Source organism: Caulobacter sp. DWR2-3-1b2 (assembly GCF_049896345.1).
Taxonomy (GTDB): domain Bacteria; phylum Pseudomonadota; class Alphaproteobacteria; order Caulobacterales; family Caulobacteraceae; genus Caulobacter.
Genome location: NZ_JAFCUC010000001.1, coordinates 720,267 through 739,881 on the forward strand (window position 1 = coordinate 720,267; position 19,615 = coordinate 739,881).

Annotated in this window: 17 protein-coding genes and 1 pseudogene; 3 read left to right on the forward strand and 15 right to left on the reverse strand. The window is 69.2% G+C overall.

Going from position 1 to position 19,615, the window contains the following annotated elements; all coding sequences use genetic code 11:
- Positions 1 to 234 precede the first annotated feature (234 nt).
- The 5 genes and pseudogenes from ACP694_RS03470 to ACP694_RS03490 all read right to left on the reverse strand — a co-directional run.
- Positions 235 to 1,283: pseudogene (locus ACP694_RS03470) on the reverse strand (IS630 family transposase); the annotation flags it as partial.
- 312 nt (positions 1,284 to 1,595) lie between these two features.
- A complete protein-coding gene (gene pbpC / locus ACP694_RS03475; RefSeq protein WP_426010435.1) occupies positions 1,596 to 3,653 on the reverse strand; it encodes a penicillin-binding protein 1C in 2,058 nt (685 codons plus the stop codon).
- Positions 3,654 to 3,792: 139 nt separating this feature from the next.
- Entirely contained in the window at positions 3,793 to 8,829 is a 5,037-nt protein-coding gene (locus ACP694_RS03480) for an alpha-2-macroglobulin family protein (RefSeq protein WP_426010437.1), read from the reverse strand.
- A 230-nt stretch (positions 8,830 to 9,059) separates the two neighbouring features.
- Positions 9,060 to 9,881, reverse strand: a complete 822-nt coding sequence (locus ACP694_RS03485) for a carbonic anhydrase (protein WP_426010439.1) — start codon at positions 9,879 to 9,881, stop codon at positions 9,060 to 9,062.
- An 82-nt stretch (positions 9,882 to 9,963) separates the two neighbouring features.
- Positions 9,964 to 10,437 (reverse strand): Lrp/AsnC family transcriptional regulator, encoded by a 474-nt coding sequence (locus ACP694_RS03490; RefSeq protein WP_426010440.1) that lies wholly within the window; start codon positions 10,435 to 10,437, stop codon positions 9,964 to 9,966.
- 120 nt (positions 10,438 to 10,557) lie between these two features.
- Between ACP694_RS03490 and ald the strand changes: the two genes are divergently transcribed.
- Positions 10,558 to 11,670, forward strand: a complete 1,113-nt coding sequence (gene ald, locus ACP694_RS03495; protein WP_426010442.1) for an alanine dehydrogenase — start codon at positions 10,558 to 10,560, stop codon at positions 11,668 to 11,670.
- Between the two features lie 684 nt (positions 11,671 to 12,354).
- Here the strand turns inward: ald and ACP694_RS03500 are convergent.
- A complete protein-coding gene (locus ACP694_RS03500; protein ID WP_426010443.1) occupies positions 12,355 to 13,059 on the reverse strand; it encodes a glycosyltransferase family protein in 705 nt (234 codons plus the stop codon).
- A gap of 63 nt (positions 13,060 to 13,122) precedes the next feature.
- Positions 13,123 to 13,998 carry a bifunctional regulator KidO gene (locus ACP694_RS03505; RefSeq protein WP_426010445.1) on the reverse strand — a complete coding sequence of 292 codons (876 nt, stop codon included), beginning with the start codon at positions 13,996 to 13,998 and terminating at the stop codon, positions 13,123 to 13,125.
- Positions 13,999 to 14,087: 89 nt separating this feature from the next.
- Here ACP694_RS03505 and ACP694_RS03510 point away from each other — a divergent pair, with 89 nt between their 5' ends.
- Positions 14,088 to 15,101, forward strand: a complete 1,014-nt coding sequence (locus ACP694_RS03510) for an XdhC family protein (protein WP_426010446.1) — start codon at positions 14,088 to 14,090, stop codon at positions 15,099 to 15,101.
- Between the two features lie 6 nt (positions 15,102 to 15,107).
- On the opposite strand, the gene moaC is transcribed toward ACP694_RS03510, so the two are convergent.
- From moaC to moaA, 5 genes are read right to left on the reverse strand one after another with little or no spacing between them, the layout of a single operon-like run.
- Complete coding sequence (moaC, locus tag ACP694_RS03515; RefSeq protein WP_426010447.1) at positions 15,108 to 15,578, reverse strand: cyclic pyranopterin monophosphate synthase MoaC; 471 nt, start codon at positions 15,576 to 15,578, stop codon at positions 15,108 to 15,110.
- Positions 15,575 to 16,129, reverse strand: coding sequence for a molybdenum cofactor biosynthesis protein B (gene moaB / locus ACP694_RS03520; RefSeq protein WP_426010449.1), 555 nt, complete (start codon positions 16,127 to 16,129; stop codon positions 15,575 to 15,577). Before moaB ends, moaC begins: the two co-directional genes overlap by 4 nt.
- A gap of 10 nt (positions 16,130 to 16,139) precedes the next feature.
- Positions 16,140 to 16,580, reverse strand: coding sequence for a molybdenum cofactor biosynthesis protein MoaE (locus ACP694_RS03525; RefSeq protein ID WP_426010451.1), 441 nt, complete (start codon positions 16,578 to 16,580; stop codon positions 16,140 to 16,142).
- Positions 16,577 to 16,816, reverse strand: coding sequence for a MoaD/ThiS family protein (locus ACP694_RS03530; RefSeq protein WP_426010452.1), 240 nt, complete (start codon positions 16,814 to 16,816; stop codon positions 16,577 to 16,579). The genes ACP694_RS03525 and ACP694_RS03530 overlap by 4 nt, the downstream gene beginning before the upstream one ends.
- 2 nt (positions 16,817 to 16,818) lie before the next feature.
- Entirely contained in the window at positions 16,819 to 17,865 is a 1,047-nt protein-coding gene (gene moaA, locus ACP694_RS03535) for a GTP 3',8-cyclase MoaA (RefSeq protein WP_426011285.1), read from the reverse strand.
- Positions 17,866 to 17,893: 28 nt separating this feature from the next.
- Here moaA and ACP694_RS03540 point away from each other — a divergent pair, with 28 nt between their 5' ends.
- A complete protein-coding gene (locus ACP694_RS03540; RefSeq protein WP_426010454.1) occupies positions 17,894 to 18,499 on the forward strand; it encodes a nucleotidyltransferase family protein in 606 nt (201 codons plus the stop codon).
- Between the two features lie 4 nt (positions 18,500 to 18,503).
- Here the strand turns inward: ACP694_RS03540 and ACP694_RS03545 are convergent, their stop codons facing one another.
- The 3 genes from ACP694_RS03545 to ACP694_RS03555 form a co-directional block, all read right to left on the reverse strand.
- Complete coding sequence (locus ACP694_RS03545) at positions 18,504 to 18,932, reverse strand: hypothetical protein (RefSeq protein WP_426010455.1); 429 nt, start codon at positions 18,930 to 18,932, stop codon at positions 18,504 to 18,506.
- Between the two features lie 84 nt (positions 18,933 to 19,016).
- The gene (locus ACP694_RS03550) at positions 19,017 to 19,235 is read right to left on the reverse strand and encodes a hypothetical protein (RefSeq protein WP_426010457.1); all 219 of its coding nucleotides are present in this window, start codon (positions 19,233 to 19,235) and stop codon (positions 19,017 to 19,019) included.
- Positions 19,232 to 19,579: a hypothetical protein gene (locus ACP694_RS03555; RefSeq protein ID WP_426010459.1), complete on the reverse strand. Its 348-nt coding sequence runs from the start codon at positions 19,577 to 19,579 to the stop codon at positions 19,232 to 19,234. Before ACP694_RS03555 ends, ACP694_RS03550 begins: the two co-directional genes overlap by 4 nt.
- Between the last annotated feature and the right edge of the window lie 36 nt (positions 19,580 to 19,615).

Genomic DNA, 19,615 nt, shown 5'->3' on the forward strand with positions numbered 1-19,615 from the left:
GGCGTGCTGCGACTTGGTGTTGACCACATACTCCAGCGTTTGCGGATCGAGCCCGGCCAGCGCGTCCGACGCAGAGGCCCGCACGCGGCGCGTGCGGACGGCGAAGGTCACGACCTTGGTCTGCGCCCCCGACACCGCGTCGGTCCGGATCACCTCCTCCGACGTCACCGTCAGGTCGTCGGCGACGATGTCCTCCATCCCCTTGTCCAGAGCGCCCGAGGCCGCGGCCCGTTTGGCCCATTGGCGATGTCCTATGGATTTGATGCGGTCTGGCTCGTCGATGAGGCTGTTCCAGGCCTCGCAGATGGCTTGGACGATGGCGTCGTCGTCGTCGAACACCCGGTTGGAGAGGAAGCGCTGTCGCAGATACTGCCAGACGTTTTCGGCGGGGTTGAGCTCGGGTGAGCGTGGCGGCAGGGGCAGCAGGGTGAGGTTGCCGGGCGGTCTGAGCTTTTGGGTGGTGTGCCATCCGGCCTGGTCGAGGACGACCACGGCATGGGCGCCTGGGGCGACCTGCAGGGCGATCTCGTCGAGCTGGAGTTGCATGGCGGCGGTGTTGGCCTTCTCGCAGGCCCAGGCCGCGCCCACCCCACGCGCGGGGCAGATGGCCCCCAACAGATAGGCGCAACCGGTCCGCAGGTCGGCGATCTGGCGGGGCCGCGTCCCGGTCTTGCCCCAGACCAGCGTGCGGTGGGTCTTTTGACCGACCCGCATCTCGTCCTGGAACCAGACCTCGACAGGCGTGCCGGGCGTCAGGCCAGACTGAATGCCCGCCAACGCCCCTGCGAAGTTTTTTAAAATCCACCTGGGCCTGGACGTCCTGCCGATAGTGTTGGGGACGGGTGGTGATGTGCGAAAAGCCCAGCCGCTTGAGCAGCTTGCCCACCGTACGCTCGTGCACCTGCACCTCGAAGCGCTCGGCGATCATCGCCTGTAGGTCGCAACACCGCCAGCGCGCCACGCCCTTCAGTCCCGCCGCCGCAGGACCGGCCTCCACCAGGGCGGCCAGGGCCTGCTCCTGCTGCGCCGACAGACAGCGCCGCGCCCCTGGCGGCGGACGGTTGATCAAGCCCTCGGGGACCCAGGGCGTTGAACCGCAGCGCCCAGTCCCGCAGCGTCTGCCGGTCCATGCCGGCCAACTCAGCCGCTTCGGCTCGACTGCGGCCTTCATAAACCGCCGCCAGCGCCAGCAGGCGCCGCACCTGATCTGGATCCTTGGCCCGCGCCGCCAGCTGACGGGTCCGCGCCGCGTCATAATCGACCCGAAGCTTGATGGCGGACATCCACGATCTCCCTTGCAATCAGGAGAGTGAATCACTGTCCGGCCAGTCAGGGAATCCTGTCGGAGCCAGAGCTAGCGGCTTTTGGTATTAGGAATCCGCTTCTCGCCGTGGAGCAGTCGGCCGACCCTGGTCGGCTGGCACGTGAGGCAACCATAAGGGCGTCCACGCCCTCCGGCGAGGTTTCATGCCCTGTCGCCCAAGTGACGCGCCGCTCTCCGAGGCGGCAATGGCCCCACGAGGCACAGGACGCCGCGCTGAAACCGGGGGCGAGCAGCGCCGCCCTGAAGGCGATAGTCTTCATCGTTTCACTCCTTACTTCGCCGCGATGCTCGGGGCTTTGATCCGCACCCGCGCCGCAGCCGCGCGGCCCTGGTCGTCGACCACCCGCAGCCGATAGAAGCCCGGCGCGGTGGGGCGCCAGATCACCTTGCCGCTGACCGGGTCGGAGGCCAGGCGCTGGCCGGCCACGTACCAGGTGAGGTTATCGCCGCCGGCCGCCATGACCAGGCCCCGCGACCGGGGGCCGACCGCGTCGACCTGAACCGTCGCCCCGTCGGGCGGGAAGATCAGGCGGGGGCCTTCCGACGCCTGTTGCAGCCGCTGCAGGGCGCCAGGCGCGGACTTCGGGGCGATGGGGCGTGGGGCGATGGCCGGCGCCCCGACCACGTCGGCGACGTCGAACAACAGCGGCAGGGCGGCGTCGCGTCCGGTCAGTCCGCCCCGCGCGCCGCCGTCGGCCCGGCCGGTCCAAACGATGATTACATAGCCGCCGACCACCCCGCAGGCCACGGCGTCGCGGAAGCCGTAGGAGGTGCCGGTCTTGAAGGCCATGGCCGGTCCGCCCTTGGTCAGGGCCGAGGGCGCACGGCCACGCGGCGCGGGGGCCTCGCGCAGGATGTCGAGCACCTGGGCCACCGCCTCGGGTCGGACGATGCGGGTTCCGCCGCTGTGTTCGCGTGCCTTCGCCTCGGCCTGGGTGAAGGCCAGGGGCTTGGCCACACCGCCGTCGCCGAGCGCCGCGTAGAGCACGCCCATGTCGCGCGGCGTGATCCCCGCCCCGCCCAGGGCCAGGGCCAGGCCCGACGCCTTGATCGCCGTCTTGGGACGCACCAGCCTGACGCCCGCGCTCTCCAAACGGGTGGCGAACACCTCGGGACCGACCTTTTCCAGGGTGGCGACGGCGGGGACGTTCAGCGAATAGGCCAGGGCCTCGCGGGCCGTCACCTTGTCGTGGAAGACGTGGTCAAAGTTCTCGGGCTGGTAGTCGGCGAAGCGGGTGGCGGCGTCGTCGATCTGGGTGTCGGGCGCCAGGGTCCCGTCGTCAAAGGCGAAGGCGTAGATGAAGGGCTTGAGGGCCGAACCCGGTGAGCGCACGGCCTCTGTCAGGTCAATCCAGCCCCCCGGTCGGTCGCGGCCGGCTGAGCCGACCAGGGCCCGCACGGCGCGGCCCTTGATCTCGACCACCAGGATGGCGGCGGTGACGTCCGGTCCCTGGGCGGCGGCCACGGCGGCGGCCATCGGCTCCAGCCGCGTCTGCAGCCCCGCGTCGATGGTCGAGACCACGCTGGGCTGGCTGGCCGGCGCTGCGGCGGCCAAGTCGCCGGCCAAGTGCCAGGCCAGGGTCGGGAAGGCCCCGCGCTTGGGCAAAGGTTCGGCGTCGGCCTCGCTGGCCGCCGCTTCGGTCAGCACCCGCGCCTTGACCATCTTGTCGAGCACGGCGCGGCGGGCCAGGCGGGCGGCTTCGGGCCGACGGTCGGGGCGGCGGGCCTCGGGCGATTGCGGCAGGGCGATCAGCAGGGCCTGCTCGCCGTCGGTCAGGCTGGTCGGCTCATGGCCGAAATAGGCCAGGCTGGCGGCCCGAACGCCCTCCAGATTACCGCCATAGGGGGCCAGGGTCAGGTAGAGGGCCAGGGTCTCGCGCTTGGTCAACCGCGACTCCAGCTGAGCGGCGCGGACCATTTCGATCAGCTTGGAGCCCAGGTTGCGCGGGCGCGGCTCGAGAAGCCGGGCGGTCTGCATGGTCAGGGTCGAGGCGCCGGAGCTGATGTGGCCATGGATCAGCGCCGAACTTATGGCGCGGGCCAAAGCGAAGGGGTCGACACCGAGGTGGCCGTAAAACCGCGCGTCCTCGACGGCGATCAGGCGCTTTTGAAACGTCGGGTCCGTGCGCTGGAGGTCGGCCCGCACCCGCCAGCGGCCGTTCTCCACTGGCAAGGCGCGCAGCCAGGCGCCGCGATGATCGAGCACGACGGGTGACGAGCGCTTGGCCCGCGCCATGTCTGGCGGCAAGGCGGCGCTCAGGGCGAAGAGCGCGGCCTGGACGGCGACGAAGGCGACGAGAAGGCGGGTCAGACGGGGGATGGTGAACATGGACGCTATTCGGCGGCGGACTTGCCCCCTCCGCGGCTTCGGCGCTCCTCCCCCATAGGGGGAAGAGCGCCCTGGCGCGAACTCCGCCCCCTATGGGGCGGACAGACCGCGAAGCGGTCAGGTGGGGGCAAGTGGCTCCCTACCCTCCCGGCGCCACGTTGATCCGCCCCGCGTCAGAGCGCGCATTGAGGCTCGGCCGGTACATGTCCTTGGCGATCGCCCCAGGCAGGAAGAATTCGCCCGGCGTCACGGCCCGCGCCACATAGGCCATGGCGAACGGCTTGTTGCCCGCCAGGTCGAGCGCGGCGATGTAGCGGTCGTCGCGGCTTTCCTGGACATCCGGATTGGTCAGTTCGCCCAGGAACTTGAACGGGCCGTTCCCGGCGTCGTCGGCGCCGAGCATGGTCTCGATCTCGAAGCCGGCCGGCAGGGCGTCGTCTATCACCAAGGCGGTGGAGCGGGCCTGCATGGAGCGGCCGGAAACCAGCACGATCACCCGGTCGCCCTGATGAATCTGGCTGGGATCAATCGCTCCGCCGGTCATCGAGAACAGCCGCTTGCCCACCGACAAGCCGTTGCTGGCCGCGCCCGGCGCCAGGATCGGCGTGCCGCGAACGCTGACTGTCCGCCACAGGGCGCCCTTGCCCTGGTTGGTGAAGTGAGCGTCGGTCGGCTTGCCCACGGCCCAGCGCGGCGAACCGCCGGCCGGCGGCAGGGCCACAGCGCCCTGGGCGTCGATGGTCATCGGACCCGAGGCCTTCAGCAGCTGGCTGGCCGCGAACAGCAGCGACGCCTGCTCCTGGGTGTTGAGGGCGTCCGGATCCTTGACCACGTTCTCCAGCCGGCCCTGCAGCTGCCGCGCCACGTCCATCTGGCCGGCCTGGGCCGCCAGGGCGGTGACGGCGGCGACGTCGCGCAGCGGGCTCTGGTACCAGTCGCTCTCGTCGCGCCAGCCCAGCGACTTGACCGCCTGGCGCATGGCCGAGCGGGCCCGCGCCTGGTCGCCCATCAAGGCCAGGCCGGCCGCCACCTGGGCCTTGGCCAGAGGCTGGTCCTCGTCCTTCATCTGCACGTCGTGCCACCAGCGCAGCCGCGCCAGGTCGCCGCGCCCGGCCTTGGCCAGCACGTAGAGGGCGTAGGCCGAGGCCCGGCGGCGCATGCGCTCCGTCGCCTTCTTCGAGGCGTCGGGATTGGCGGCCCACCATTCTGGATATTCGGTGCGGTAGGAGATCGAGGTCCAGCTGTCGGGACGACTGATCTGGCGCATGGCGTTCAGCGCCTTGTCCATCGCCTCGTCGGGCACCGCTATGCCCTGGCCCTTGGCCTCGACCAGGAAGTCGGTGGCGTAGGCGCCCAGCCAGGCGTCAGCCTCGCCGTCGCCGACCCGCCACAGGCCGAAGGCCCCGTCCAGGGTCTGGCGGTCCAGCAGCTTGCCCACCGCCGCGGCCAGTATGGCCGGGTTGCGTTTCAGCTTGGGATCGCTGGACACGCTCTGGGCGTAGAGCAGCGGATAGGCCGTCGAGACCAGCTGCTCGGTGCAGCCATAGGGATAGCGCTGAAGGGCCACGGCGATCGCCGCCGGGTCGAAGCCGCGGATCGGCGAATAGCTGACCTGCAACGTCACGTCGCCGGCCGCCAGCCCCGACATCAGCCGATAGTCGGGCGTATAGGTCTCGCCCGGCTGGGCCAGTTCGGTCGTCGTGCGCACCACGTCGCCCCAGCCCAGGCGGGTCTGGATCGGGTAGTCCTTGCTGGTGTTGAAGCCCGGCCCGGCCACCTTGAAGCCGATCTTGCCGATGCCCGTCACATTGGGCGCCAGGAAGGGAATCTTCTCGGCGACCCGCTGGCCCAGCATCAGGGTAATGATCTTCTTGAAGGCCACGGCGATGCCGTTGGTGGACCAGGCCTCGACCGTATAGGCCCCGGCCTTGCCCTCGACATTGTGCAGCTCCAGCGTGGCCATCGGCTTGTCGCCGGGGGCCAGGAAGCGCGGCAGGTTGAGGTCGGCGACCACGGGCTGGCGCACGGTCATCGCCTTGGCGCCCGAGCCGACGGCGGTGTCGGTCCAGGCCACGGCCATGATCCGCAACTCGCCGTTGAAGTCGGCGGCCGGCAGCTTGACCACCGCCTTGCCGTCCAGCCCCGTCTCGACGATGCCGGACCACAGGGCCACGGTCTTGATCGGCGTGGTCGTCAGGCCTTCGCCGCCCAGTTCGTCGGCGCCGAAATTGACATTGGCCGGCGCGCCCATGTTCGGGTCGAGCAGGCGGCCGTAGTCGTCGCGATAGTTCAGGGTCAGGGCCCGCTTGCCAAAGTACCACTTCACCGGGTCGGGGCTGTCCTGGCGTGTCAGGCGCAGGATGCCTTCGTCCACGGCCGCGATGGTGACCTTGGCCTTCTGGCCAAAGCCCAGGCCTTGCACCTTGATCGGGATCTCGACCGGCGCCTTGGAGTCCAGCTTCACCGGCGTCCCGATATCCACCGTCAGCTTGCGGCCCTTGGGATCGAGCGGCACATAGATCAGGCCGAGCGCCCGCTTGGGCTTGGGCGAGCTGACCGGGTCGCGCGGCTGGATCACCGTGACCAGCACATAGGCCCCGCCACCCCAGGCCGCCGAGGTCTTCAGCTTCACGGTCGTGCCGTTCTCGCCAACGCTGAGGGTCTTGAAGTCGATCAGGCGATCGGTGGCGACCGCCACCTGCACCTGGCCGGCATAGGGTGACTTGATGGCGATTTCCACCGTGTCGCCCTGGCTGTAGCTCTTGGTCCCGGCGCTGACCCGCACGAAGTCGGGCGCCTCGCCTTCCTTGGCGGGCGAACCCCAGCCGGACGAGAACTTGGTGACGGTCTTGCTGCCATCGGCCCCCTCGACGACCAGGCGATAGTCGCCCCAGCCGAGGCGGCGGTTGAAGCGCGCGGGTTGGCCGGCGCCGATATTGACCGTGGCCTTGGCCACCACCGCGTCGCGGCTGGTGCGCCGCCACTGCCAGCGACCGTCCTGCTGGAACCAGTCATAGCTCCAGTTCTCGCTGATCAGGGTGTAGGTCGCCGTCGCGCCGACGCGGACGCCGGCGGCGTTGACCGCGATCATCTCCAGGCCGACCGGCGGATCGCCGCGCCCAGCGTCGCCCTGCTCGACCTTGACCCCGTAATAGACCGGCTTGCCGCGCACCTTGAGCTCGAGGTTCTCGCGCACCGGACGGCCGCCGGGCTCGAACACCGAGGCGGTGACCGAGGCCACCAGCGGCTGGGCGGTGTCGGCCGCGTCGCTCGTCCCCAGGTTCAGCATGGCGTGGCCGTCGCCGTCGGTGACGGTCGTGCCCAGCTCGATGAACTTCTCGTCGAAGGGCGTCAGGGCGTCGCCCCACTGGAAGTCCTTGAACTGCGGGAACGGATCGCTGTCGATCTTCAGCCGCGCCTCGCCCTGGGTCTGCAGACCCGCGCCCGGCGCGCCGTAGAGGAAGCGGGCCGAGACGTCGATCTGTCGCGCCTGGCCGCCGGCGATCGGTACGGACTCCTGGCCCGTGGCGGTCACCGCCAGGCGTTGCGGGGCGAAGTCCTCGACGCTGAAGCTCAGAGATCCCGCCTGCGCCTCGACGCCCTCCATCATCAGCACGGCGGTCCAGCGGCCGCGTGGCGCGCTGCGCGGGAGGGCGATGTCGGCCAGCACGGCGCCGGCGTCGGCCCGGCTGAAGGCGTAGCGACGGAACTCGACGCCCGAGGGGCGCTTGACCAGGATATAGCCCTTGCGGTCATTGACCGCCTTGGCCAGCCGGTCGCGGACCATGGCCGTCAGGTGCACGGTCTCGCCAGGGCGATAGATGCCGCGATCAGCGTAGAGGAAGCCGTCGATGTCGCTGGCCACGGCCCGCCCGCCGTCCGATTCGGTGCGGCCCCCCACGCCCTGCTTGGACAGGTCGACCGGCGAGCGGTCCAGGTCCAGCACCGCCAAGTCGCCATCGTTTCCATAGGCCATGACCATCTTGGCATGCGACGCGCCCTCGCCGTCCATCAGGGCGCGGGGGAAGCGCACCCGGCCGTCGGCGTCGCTCTTGGCCTGCGCCAAGTCCTCGCCGTCCTTGGCCACCAGGGCCACGCGCACGCCCGACAGGGTCTTGGCGGTCTTCAGCGAGCGGACCACGACGTCGAGAGACTCGTCGCCATCATAGGCGATCAGCGCCATGTCGGTGAACATGATCCAGCGGCGGGCCTGGGCCGGAGCCGGCTCCTCGTCGCCTTCCGGCTTGCGGCCGCCCGAGGCATCGCGCGCCTTGATCACATAGCCGCCAGCCTTCATTTCCTTCAGCACCGCGCCGAGCGGGAAGACGGTGGTCGCCTTCTGGCCAGCCGCGCTATCCACCTTGATGACGCCCTTCCAGACCTGGCGGCCCTCGTCGTCGGGGCTGTCGTCGCCATAGTCGCTGGCATAGTCGCCCTCGCCGGTCGGGTCGGGGGCGCTGATCGACTTGCGCACCAGGTTGCGGTCCGACACCCGCCAGACCTCGATGGCCAGCTTGGAGACGTTCATGGTCTCAAGCGCCACGCCGTCGGATTCCTCGCGCGGCAGGATCACGCCGTCGCCGGCGAAGCCCACATAGGGCGGCTTCTCCCCGAAGGTGAAGTCGACATCGGCATTGGCGCCCAGGGTCTCGCCGTTGCGGCCGGGCAGGCCCTTGAGCAGGGTGACGCGATGGTCGGTGAACCCGACGCCGCCGACGCAGATCTCGTCATCCTTTACCCGCACGGCCGGCTGGTGGCCGATATCGGGCGAGAGCAGCACGAAGTCGGCATAGGGCTTGGACGGGTCGAGCGCCTTGCTCATCCGGATACAGGCCATCGGCGCGGCGCCGGAGCTGTCGATGCGGCTCTGCCAGACGGCGAAGCCCTCGGGCTTGGGAACGCCGCGACGCGGGGCGTTGGCGGAGCGGGGCTTGCCAAACAGCGACCAGGCCTGAGCCTTGGGCGCGGTGGCCGTCGCGGCCGACTTGCCACCGAACCAGCCGAGATCGGAGACCTTTCCCACGGCGAAGCCGCCGCCGAAGCCAACGACCAGGGCGCCCAGCGCCACGGCCGCCAGGGGCGACTTCAGGCTTGGCGGAATCTTGCTCTTGAACTGGGCCCAACGGGCGGCGATGGCTTCGCGTCCGCTCACCGGCGGCGTCTCGTCCGTCGACATCCCGTAGTCCCCCAACTCGCGCGTATTGGGGTGGACTTGAACCTAAGCCGGGGAAGGGGTCAACGGATCAGCGAGCACTTTCCCTCGCCCCTTGCGGGAGAGGGTGGCCTCGCGGAGCGAGGTCGGGTGAGGGGTCGATGAAAGAGTCGGCTGCCTGCTGCGGAAAGCTGCGCGCGACCCCTCATCCGTCGGCCTTGGGCCGCCACCTTCTCCTCAGGGGGAGAAGGATTTTAAGCGTCGAACGCGACCTGAGCGGTGGAAAGGTCGTAGCAAGCCGAGACGATCTTGAGACGACCCTCGGCCAGCTTGGCCGCTAGCACCCCGTCGGCGACCTTTAGGCGGGCGGCGGTGTCGCGGACATTCTGGCGAATGGCGGCGTCCTGCAGGTCGGCTGGGTGGCGCTCCTGGGCCTCCAGCACCGCCGGCAAGATCGGCAGCACCATGTTCAGCAGCGCACCATGCAGGTCGATATGTTTGGTGGCCACATCGACCGCCGCCCCGACCGCGCCGCACTTGGTGTGACCCAGCACGACCACCAGCGGCGCGCCCAGATGCTCGACGGCGTAGACGATCGAGCCCAGGCCCTCCTGGCCCACTGTCGATCCAGCCACACGGACCACGAACAGTTCGCCCAGATTGCAGTCGAAGATCAGTTCGGGGCCGACGCGGCTGTCGCTGCAGCCGACGATCACCGCGAACGGCTTCTGGCCAGCCGCCATCTCGGCGATCCGGGCCGCGCCCGGCAGGGCGATACTGGCCCCGCCACGCGAGAAGATGGCGTTGCCCTGCTTGAGCCGGCCGAGGGCCTCGTCGGGACTGACCCGCGGCGGCTCGACATGCACGGCCTCGACCGGCTCGGCGCCCTCGAGCGGCTTGACCTCGGCCAACACCTTATCGAGCGCGGCCTTGTCGGAGGGCTGGGACTTCAGCGCCCGGCGCGTGCGGCGGCCCTTGCGGGTCAGAACCGACGGCGTATCGCCCTCGGCCCAGGCCATGACGGGCACGGCCAGGCCGGACGCCAAAGCCCCTAGCAGGAGTCGTCTCGAAACCATCTCATCCCCCGACAAGAACCGCGATTGGTGGAGACCAGTCCTGGCAGGGGAAGGTTAACCCCGCCGCAACGAAAGGTTGGTTTCAAAGCGGCAATTCGACACGTTTGACCACTGTGCGCATGGCGATCGACGAGCTGACCCGAACCACGCCGGGGATGCGCGTCAGCTCTCGCGCGTGCACCCGCTCCAGGTCATCGACATCGGCCACCACCAGCCTTAGCAAATAGTCCGAGCCGCCAGTCATCAGGTAGCACTCGGCCACCTCGCGCACGTGGGACACCGCCTTCTCGAAGGCGCTGAGCGTCGCCTCGGCCTGAGACGACAAGGTCACGGTGACGAAGACGCTGAGCGGCAGGCCCACCGCGCGCTCGTCGATCACCGCCGCGTAACGACCGATCACCCCGCCCTCCTCCAGGGCCCGCACGCGACGCAGACAGGCGGATTCGGAAAGATTCACCGCCTCGGCCATTTCCACATAGCTGGCTCGGCCGCGACGCTGCAGCAGGGTCAGCAGCTTTCGATCGAAGGCGTCGAGGATGACCGCAGCTTTTTTCACCGTGAGGGCTCCGTGGCGCAGGATTCCTGCATACCATGGTTCTCGTCGCATGAAATGCCCCAGGAACCTGCGGGCGCACGGGCGTAAACCAGCGTCAAAAGCCCTTAGGAGGAGACTATCATGCGCGTTGGCGTGCCTTCCGAAATCAAGCCCGGCGAACATCGCGTCGGCCTCACCCCCACCGCCGTCCGGGAATATGTCGGTCACGGCCATTCGGTGCTCGTGCAGTCCGGCGCTGGCCTGGGCGCGGGCTATGCCGACGACGTCTATGTCAAGGCCGGCGCGACCATCGCGGCGGACGCCGATGCGGTGTTCGAAGGCGCGGAGCTGATCGTCAAGGTCAAGGAACCGCAGAAGATCGAGTGGGAGCGCCTGACGCCTCGCCACATCCTGTTCACCTACCTGCACCTGGCGCCCGACCCGGCCCAGACCGAAGGCCTGCTGACCAGCGGTTGCGCGGCCATCGCCTATGAGACCGTCACCGACGCCAAGGGCGGCCTGCCGCTGCTGGCCCCGATGTCGGAAGTGGCCGGCCGCATCGCCGTCTTCTCGGCGGCCGAGACCCTGCTCAAGCACAATGGCGGCATGGGCCTGCTGCTGTGCGGCGTCCCCGGCGTGCCCCCGGCCCGCGTGGTGGTGCTGGGCGGCGGCGTGGTCGGCTCCAACGCCGCCCGGATGGCCGCCGGCCTGGGCGCCGAGGTGGTGGTGCTGGAACGCTCTATCCCCCGCATGCGCGAGCTGGACGACCTGTACCAGGGCCGCATCCTCACCCGCTATTCGACCTTCGCCGCCGTCGAGGAGGAGATCCTCAAGGCCGACGTGATCATCGGCGCGGTGCTGACCGCCGGGGCCGCCGCCCCCAAGCTGGTGCGCCGCGAGCACCTCAAGCAGATGAAGCCCGGCTCGGTGCTGGTCGATGTGTCGATCGACCAGGGCGGCTGTTTCGAGACCAGTCACGCCACCACCCACGCCGACCCGACCTATATCGTCAACGGTGTGGTGCACTATTGCGTGGCCAACATGCCGGGCGCCGCGCCGCGCACGTCGTCCGAAGCTTTGGGCAACGCCACCCTGCCCTTCGGCCTGGCCCTGGCCGACCACGGCCTGGACGCGCTGAAGAGCAACATCCACCTGGCCAAGGGCCTCAACGTCCTGGCGGGAGAGCTGACCCACCCCGCCGTGGCGCAGGCGCTGGGCAAGCCGTCGGTGGATCCTTATGGGGCCTGGACCTAGACGACGCGACGCGATTTGGGGACATGCGCATGTCGCCGTCAGCAGTCGTAGGCGCTCGGCGCACGAAGGCTAAAGCCTCATGAATTCAGGACTCTAAACTTTCTCGGTCTTTTTGACGCTCACCCCTTTTGGGCGCCCCCATAATGCTCTCACCCCATCGCACGGGGAGGGACGTCGGCCGGCGACCTGACGGGCGGTGGGCAGTGGTCGAGCGGGTAGGCTTGGCCGCCGTGTCTTCTTCGGAAGACGCCCCAGGTCGGTTCGGAGCAGGCTCGCCTTGGTCGCGACGAAGCTCCGGCGCCCAAGGCAGGCGGACAAGCCGACAGGTGCGGGCTGAAATCGCCCGCACGGTCCGGAGGGTAGCCAACTCTCCGCCCGCCGGGGGCCCACTTCGGAAGCGGGTTAAGACCCCGCGCGCCGATGGCTCCCGTCTGAAGGCCGCGCGAAGCGCTCGTCTTCGTCGAAACGGTATCAAATCTGCAAAACCTCCGGGCGGAGCCCGGGCGCTTCGCACCCTCCCCAAACGCTTCAGCGGCCCCCCGCGTGAAGTCCTCCCCCCGTTGGGGAGGTGTCGGCGAAGCCGACGGAGGGGGGAGTGATCGGCCGATGGCCACAGCTTGGATCGACTATCCGAAACTCCCCCCACCGGTCGCTGCGCGACCACCTCCCCCACAGGGGGAGGAATTAAGCCGCAAAGCGTCCGAGATCCTGGTGGCTCTCCACCAAGTCCAACACGTCGCCCATGGCAAAGCCGGGGTCGGCCGCGTAGAGCGCGTCATAGATCGAGCGCGCGAAGGCCAGGTCGGCCGGGGTCTTTACGCGCCAGTCATGGTGTGACCAGTCGCGGCGGGCCTTCAAATGGGCCTGGCTGAAGCGGTCGGGGCTTTGGCGAATGGCGGCGGTCGGCGAGATCAGGGCCAGGGGGTCGCGCACCTCGGCGGCGGCGGCGCGAAGGGCCTCCACCGTGATCACCTCAACCTCAAGCCCGGCCGGATAGGTGCGCTGCACGCGGTTGGAGGTATAGGCCGCCCCGCTGGTCTGGGCCAGGTGGATCGCCTGGTCGATCACCCCGGCGTCGACGAAGGGCGCATCGCCCTTGATCCGCACCACGTGGGTGACCGGACCGGCCGCCTCGGCGCAACGGGCGATGCGGTCGAGAATGTCGGCGCCCGCGCCGCGATAGACGGCGTATCCGCGCGACACCACCAGGCCGGCCAGACCGTCATCATCGGTCTCGCCGCTGGTGGCCACGATGATCTTGTTGAGGCGCCGGCAGGCCCGCAGCCGCTCGAGCTGGCGCAGGATCATCGGCTCGCCTTGCAGGGTGGCGACAGCCTTGCCCGGCAGGCGCTTGGAGCCCATGCGGGCTTGGACGACGGCGAGGATCATGGCGTTCGGCTCCCTCATATTTCCCAGCTTCTTCTGAAGGCTGGGCTTTGATTCGCCTGGCCGTCAGGCGACCCAACGTCGCGGGTCGAGCGCCACCGGATCGTCGATGGCCATGTCGTCCCAGTCGAGGTCGGGCGGCGGGCTGGAGGCGGCGGCGACCACGGCCGACAGTTCTGCGGCGGAGGTCACGCCGACCAGCACGGCGCTGGCTTCGGGACGCGACAGGGCGAAGCCCAGGGCGGCCTGAAGGGGGTCGGAACGGCCCTCGGCGATCATCCGGCGCACCCGTGACAGGCGGCCAGAGGCCCCCTTCAGCTGGGCCGGAACGCGGTCGGGCGGCAGGAACAGCAGGCCGTTCAAGAAGATCGAGCGCAACTGAACCTCGATCCCGAGACCGGCGATGCGGGCCAGCGAGCCGTCGGCCAGCAGGCGCTGATCGAGCAAGGAGGCTGGAGCTTGAAGAATGTCGGGCTTGAAGCGGCGCGCGACTCCCACCGGATCGTCGCTGGCGTGGGCGGCGACGCCGATCTTGGCGAACAGCCCCTCGTCGCGCAGGCGGGCCAGGCGATCCCAGACGGCGGCGCCGTGGACGCCGAACAGTTCCGACGGCGAGGAGACGATGATGGCGTCGGCGCGTTCGATCGCCAGGCGGCGCAGGCAGGCGCGGGCCTCGGCTTCCACGAAGTCGGGGCCGCGATCGGCGCGGGCGGCGGGAATGGTGACACGGAACGGCACGGGGCGCGGGATCAGGTCTCCCAGCACCGACTCGGCGCGGCCATGATTGCCCGAGACGTCGAGCACCGACAGCTGAGCGCGGGCGGCGATGCCCAGGATGTCGCGGGCTTCGGTCTCCGGCGACCGAGCGCGCGGCGACGCGCTCATGCCGTCCAGTCCGAACTGAGCGGCGGCAAGACCAAGTTTTGAAACCGAAAGCGACATGGAAATCCGTGCGGATTGGAACACCAGTGTCGGGAAGACTACGCGCCAAGGTTTGAAGAAGGCGTTTCTGGAAACTTGCCGAGGGGTTAATGTCGTCCGCGATGAAGCCCCTTGATCCAGTGCTCGACCTGACCTTTGAAATCGCCGGAGATTGGCCGCTGTACGGCCTTTGCGAGGATATCCGTCCAGCGCTGGCCACCGCCCTGGCCCACGGCCCGGCGGCGCTGGCGACAATTATTTCCCTGGGCGAAGGCGGCCCGCGACCCATCGGCACGCAGATGGTGTTCAGCGAGGGCTCGCGCGCCGGCTTTCTTTCGGGCGGTTGCATCGAGGCCGATGTCGAGGACCATGCCCGCGCCTGCCTGGCCGACGGCCAACCGCGACGGTTGGTCTATGGCGAGGGCAGTCCTTGGCCGGACATCCGCCTGCTGTGCGGCGCCCGGGTCGAGATTCTGGTCGAGCGCATCGACCCTGGCGATCCAGCCGCCCGCATGTTGCTGACCCTCTGGGCCGAGCGGCGGCCGGCGATCTGGATCAGCGACGGCGGGCGACGGGTCTGCGGCCCCTCGCCCGAATTCACCGCGCCCTGGCCGGAGGCCTTCGCCCGAGCCTTCGATCCGGCCCCTCGCCTTGTCGTGCTGGGGGGCGACCCGACGGCCCTGGCCGTGGCCAGCCTGGGGACCCAGTCAGGGTTCGAGACCACGCTGGTGCGGCCCAAGGGCCCCCTGACCCCGCCGCCGCTCGCGGGCGTCCGGTATCGCCGCGACAGCGTGCCAACCGCGCTGGACGCCATAGGCCTGGACGCCTGGACCGCCGTCGCGATCTGCGGCCACGACCTGGACATCGACCACGCCGCCCTGCTGGCCGCCCTCCCCTCGGCCGCGCCCTATGTCGGGCTGCTGGGAGCGCGGCGACGGCTGGGCGAGCGGCTGGACCGGCTGCGGGCGGCGGGGGTCAGTGAACGCGACCTGGCCAAGCTGCGCGCGCCGATCGGGCTGGATCTTGGCGGCAAGGCGCCGTTCGAGGTGGCCGTGGCGGTGATCGGCGAGATCATGGCCACCCGCCACGGGCAGCCGGCCTTGGCCAGGAGGGCGGCGGGTTAGGCTGGCCTATTCGGCTCGCCAGTCACCCGACTTGCCGCCGGTCTTCTCGATCAGGCGCACGGCCTCGATAACCATGCCCTTCTCGGCGGCTTTCAGCATATCGTAGATCGTCAGGCAGGCCACCGACACGGCGGTCAGGGCCTCCATTTCGACGCCGGTCGGGCCAGTCGTCTTGACGCGGGCCCGCACCGCCAGGCCGTCCTCGGCCGGCTCGACCGACACCTCGACCTTGGACAGGGCCAGGGGGTGGCACAAAGGGATGAGGTTCGAGGTCTGCTTGGCGGCCATGACGCCGGCGATCTCGGCCACCGCGCGAACATCGCCCTTGCGACCCGTCCCGGAGATGGCCAGGGCCAGGGTCTCGGCGGTCATCCGTACGAAGCCGACGGCGATCGCTTCGCGGGCCGTCGCGGCCTTGTCCGAGACATCGACCATCCGCGCCCGGCCCTGGTCATCGATGTGGGTCAGGCGGGTCACTGTTCCAACAGCCTGGGCATCAGCTCGACCATGTTGCAAGGCTTGTGGCGGCTGTCGAGCTGGGCGGCGATGACCTTGTCCCAACCGTCGCGCACCGCGCCGTTGCTGCCCGGCAGGCAGAACACGAAGACCCCGCCGATCAGGCCCGCCGTCGCCCGTGACTGCAGGGTCGACAGGCCCACCGACTGATAGCTGACCATGTGAAACACCACCGAAAAGCCGTCGATCTTCTTGTCGAACAGCGGCTCCAGGGCTTCCGGGGTCACGTCGCGGCCGGTCAGGCCGGTGCCGCCGGTGGTGACGATGGCGTCGACCTGGCCCGAGGCGATCCAGTCGCGCACCGTCTGGCGGATCTGCTCGACATCGTCGCGCACCACCGCCCGGCCGCCCAATTCATGGCCTGCGGCCTTGACCCTTTCGACAAGCACCTGGCCGGAGGTGTCGCTTTCTTCGTCGCGGGTGTCGGAAATGGTCAGGATCGCCACGCGCACCGGCGTAAACGGAAGGTCCGGCTTGATACCGCCACCTGGGGTGAGACCCGCTGCCGACATCTGTTCTCTCCTAGTCCCAACGCTGAGCGTCGGTCCTATCCTGAGCCGTCGGCTCGATCCAGCGCCCGCCGCCGGGGCCGTGCTCCTTCTTCCAGAAGGGCGCGCGGCTCTTGAGATAGTCCATCAGGAAATCGCAGGCCTCGAAGGCGGCGCGGCGGTGGCCGGCGGCGGTGGCCACGAAGACGATCGCCTCACCCGGCGCGAGGCGCCCAGTGCGGTGGACGATGACATAGTCCTGCAGGGCGAACCGCGCCTTGGCCTCTTCGGCGAAGGCGGCGATCGCCGCGTTGGTGAAGCCGGGATAAGCCTCAAGCTCCAGCGCCAGGGCCGCGCCGCGCTCGGCGCGCGCCAGGCCAGTGAAGCTGGCCACCGCACCGGTCTCGTTCCGGCCGGCGCAGAACGTGGTCAACGCGGCGCCCGGCTCGAACGGCTCGGAGGTGAGGGTTATCATCCGCCGCTCATCGGCGGCAGGAAGGCCACCTCGGCGCTCGCCGCCAGGAACGTTTCGCCCCGGACGATGGCCTTGTCGACGGCCACCTGGACGCCAGGGCCGGAGAGCGCCTCGGCCAGGCTCGGATCGACAGCAGCGAGAGCATCTCGCAACGCGGTCAGGGACGAAGCCTCAACGACCCGGTCGCGCCAGCCGGCCTGGTCGGCCAAGCGTCCAAAGAGCAGCACCCGCGCCACGCTCAGCCGCCCGTTGTGGACATGTGCCGCGCCACGGCGGGGCCCGCGCCGTCGATCTGGAAGTCGTGCCCCTCCGGCTTGGCGCCGATCGCCGCGAAGATCGCTTGGTCCAGCGCCGCGTCGTCGGCCCCGGCGCGGATCACCGCCCGCAGATCGCTGGCGTCATCCCGGCCCAGGCAGGTGTGCAGCGTGCCGGTGCAGGTCAGGCGAACCCGGTTACAGGCCTCGCAGAAATTGTGGCTGAGCGGCGTGATCAAACCCAGGCGGCCGCTGGTCTCCTCGACCCGCACATAGCGCGCCGGACCGCCGGTGGCGTAGGCCAGATCGGTCAAGGTCCAGAACGACGACAGATCGCGACGCACGTCCTTAAGCGACAAATACTGGGCTGTGCGGTCCTCGTCGATTTCACCCAGGGGCATGGTCTCGATCAGGGTCATGTCGGCGCCCAGGCCATGGGCCCACTGGATCAGAGCCGGCAGTTCGGCGGCGTTGTCGTTCTTGAGGGCAACGGCGTTGATCTTGACCTCGATGCCCACCGCCAGGGCCGCGTCAATCCCGGCCAATACCTTCGAAAGATCGCCGCCCCGCGTCAACTTGCGGAACAGCTCGGGCTTGAGCGTATCGAGCGAGACATTGACCCGCCTCACGCCCAGTCGCGCCAGGTCGGCCGCATGCTGGGCCAGCTGGGTGCCGTTGGTGGTCAGGGTCAGCTCGTCCAGCGCGCCGGTCGCCAGGTGGCGCGACAACCGCTCGACCAGGGTCATGATCCCCTTGCGCACCAGCGGCTCCCCGCCGGTCAGCCGCAGCTTGCGCACGCCCAGCGCCACGAAAGCCGAGGACAGGCGATCCAGTTCCTCGAGCGAAAGCACTTCGGCCTTGGGCAGGAAGGTCATGTGCTCGGCCATGCAATAGGTGCAGCGCAGGTCGCACCGGTCGGTGACCGAGACGCGCAGATAGGCCACCGCGCGGCCAAAACCGTCGATCAGGCGGGGCTGCGAGCGGGACTCTGTCGAGAGCGCTTGCGCGGGACTGGCGTCATAGGGCGTCATGCGGTCTTTAAGATAGGCGCGGGGCGGCATGGCGGGAAGTGAAAGCACGCGGTTGGAGGCGATCGTTCTGGCGGCCGGGGCTGGCCGCAGGTTTGGTGGACGCAAGCTGACCGCGACCTTCGAGGGCCGCCCGTTGATTGCAGGCGCTCTCGACGCGGCGTTCGCGGCCCCCGTGCGCGGCGTCATCCTGGCCACCGACGGCGATCCGGACCTGGCGGACGCCGCCCAGGCCCATGCCCGCGCCCTGGGACGCGAGGCCAAACTGCGCGTGGTCACTGTGGCTGACGCTGCGGATGGCATGGGGGCGTCGCTGCGGACGGCGGTCGCCGCCCTGCAGGCCGACACCGACGGCGTCTTTGTCTTCCTGGGAGACATGCCACGCATACCGCCAGCGGTTCCGCGCGCCCTGGCTGCCGCCTTGAGCGACGGTTTCGACGCCGCCGCGCCGCGCGTGGGCGCTCAGCGAGGCCACCCGGTTCTGTTCGCGCGGCGCCACTTCGCCGCCTTGCTGGGCCTGACCGGCGATCTGGGCGCGCAGGGCGTGCTGGCGCGGTCCGGAACGCGGCTGAAGCTGATCGACACCCTCGATGTCGGGGTTTTCTTCGACATCGATCGACGCAAGGATCTCGGCTGAGAGGTCAGAATTCCGTGTCGGCGGTCGCTCGGCGATTGGCGCGCCATCCGGCCCAGGTTCCGAAGGCGATACAGGCCAGGATGCCGTAGCTCCACATCGCCATGCTCATATAGAAGGTGCCCAGGGTCACGCGCAGGTCGATCGTCGTCGCCACATGCGACGCCACGACGATCGCCTGGAACGCCGACGCTATGATGGTCCAGAGTCGCCTCGCCCGGATGGAGATGAAGCCGAAATAGACCAGGGTCGCGGTGTCGATCGCCATGATCGCCAGGTCGACATTATAGGCGTCGTTGCCGTGGACGAGCAGCGACCCCGCCCAGGCCAGCCCCGCCGCCAGGCCAATACGACGCGCGCTGTAGTCGCCGAAGCCGATAGCGGCGCCGCAGACCACCGTGGCCAGGCCCAACGAAAAAAGCGTGTGAATCTGCAAGGCGGGGCAACGCTCAGACTGAAACCTGAGCGTCACCATGCAGCAAGCCCCGCCTCGCGATAAGCAACCTGAGGTATGCGAGGATCAGTGTCGGGTTCGGCGCCCTTCCCACAGGATGGCCTTGACCTCTTCGATGATGTTAAGCGCGCCGTCGGCGTCGCCAGCCTCTTCGAGCGCGATCAGTTGTGGCATGAGCACGGACAGAATCCGGCGCTGGACAGGCCCCAGGGTCCGCAGGTGGCGACGGAACTCGTTCAGTTCGTCGTGGATGGTGTCCGACGAAGCAGTCTGGGCGGTGCTCACGCGGCGCGGCCTCCGTCCAGAGCGCGTAGGCCCGAGGTGCGGGGCACTTCCGGCGGCTTGTCCATGTCGCCCATCGCCAAGGCGCCACAGCCGATCTGGCTCCGCACCGTGTTGAGCGCGCCATGAGCCTCGATGATGGTACGGCGGGCGGAGACGATATAGGCCAGGGTCTCGCCGAGATTGGCGACGGCGGCCTGGCCAATCACGGCCGAAAGACGAGCTTCCAGTCGCAGCGACGGCAGCAGGCCCATCAGTTCGGCGGTTTCGCGGAGGGCGGCGTCGATCGCCGCTTCGGCGCGCATCAGCTTTTCAGCTCCTGCGCGGGCTGCATCGGTTCTTTTCATGCATGACTCTCCCGTTCGCGCGGGGCCCCCCGCACG

Coding starts and splice junctions, on each gene's coding strand:
- pbpC (WP_426010435.1), bottom strand. CDS start 3,653: ATGTTCACCATCCCCCGTCTGACCCGCCTTCTCGTCGCCTTCGTCGCC.
- ACP694_RS03480 (WP_426010437.1), bottom strand. CDS start 8,829: ATGTCGACGGACGAGACGCCGCCGGTGAGCGGACGCGAAGCCATCGCC.
- ACP694_RS03485 (WP_426010439.1), bottom strand. CDS start 9,881: ATGGTTTCGAGACGACTCCTGCTAGGGGCTTTGGCGTCCGGCCTGGCC.
- ald (WP_426010442.1), top strand. CDS start 10,558: ATGCGCGTTGGCGTGCCTTCCGAAATCAAGCCCGGCGAACATCGCGTC.
- ACP694_RS03500 (WP_426010443.1), bottom strand. CDS start 13,059: ATGATCCTCGCCGTCGTCCAAGCCCGCATGGGCTCCAAGCGCCTGCCG.
- ACP694_RS03505 (WP_426010445.1), bottom strand. CDS start 13,998: ATGTCGCTTTCGGTTTCAAAACTTGGTCTTGCCGCCGCTCAGTTCGGA.
- ACP694_RS03510 (WP_426010446.1), top strand. CDS start 14,088: ATGTCGTCCGCGATGAAGCCCCTTGATCCAGTGCTCGACCTGACCTTT.
- moaB (WP_426010449.1), bottom strand. CDS start 16,129: ATGTCGGCAGCGGGTCTCACCCCAGGTGGCGGTATCAAGCCGGACCTT.
- ACP694_RS03525 (WP_426010451.1), bottom strand. CDS start 16,580: ATGATAACCCTCACCTCCGAGCCGTTCGAGCCGGGCGCCGCGTTGACC.
- moaA (WP_426011285.1), bottom strand. CDS start 17,865: ATGACGCCCTATGACGCCAGTCCCGCGCAAGCGCTCTCGACAGAGTCC.
- ACP694_RS03540 (WP_426010454.1), top strand. CDS start 17,894: ATGGCGGGAAGTGAAAGCACGCGGTTGGAGGCGATCGTTCTGGCGGCC.
- ACP694_RS03555 (WP_426010459.1), bottom strand. CDS start 19,579: ATGAAAAGAACCGATGCAGCCCGCGCAGGAGCTGAAAAGCTGATGCGC.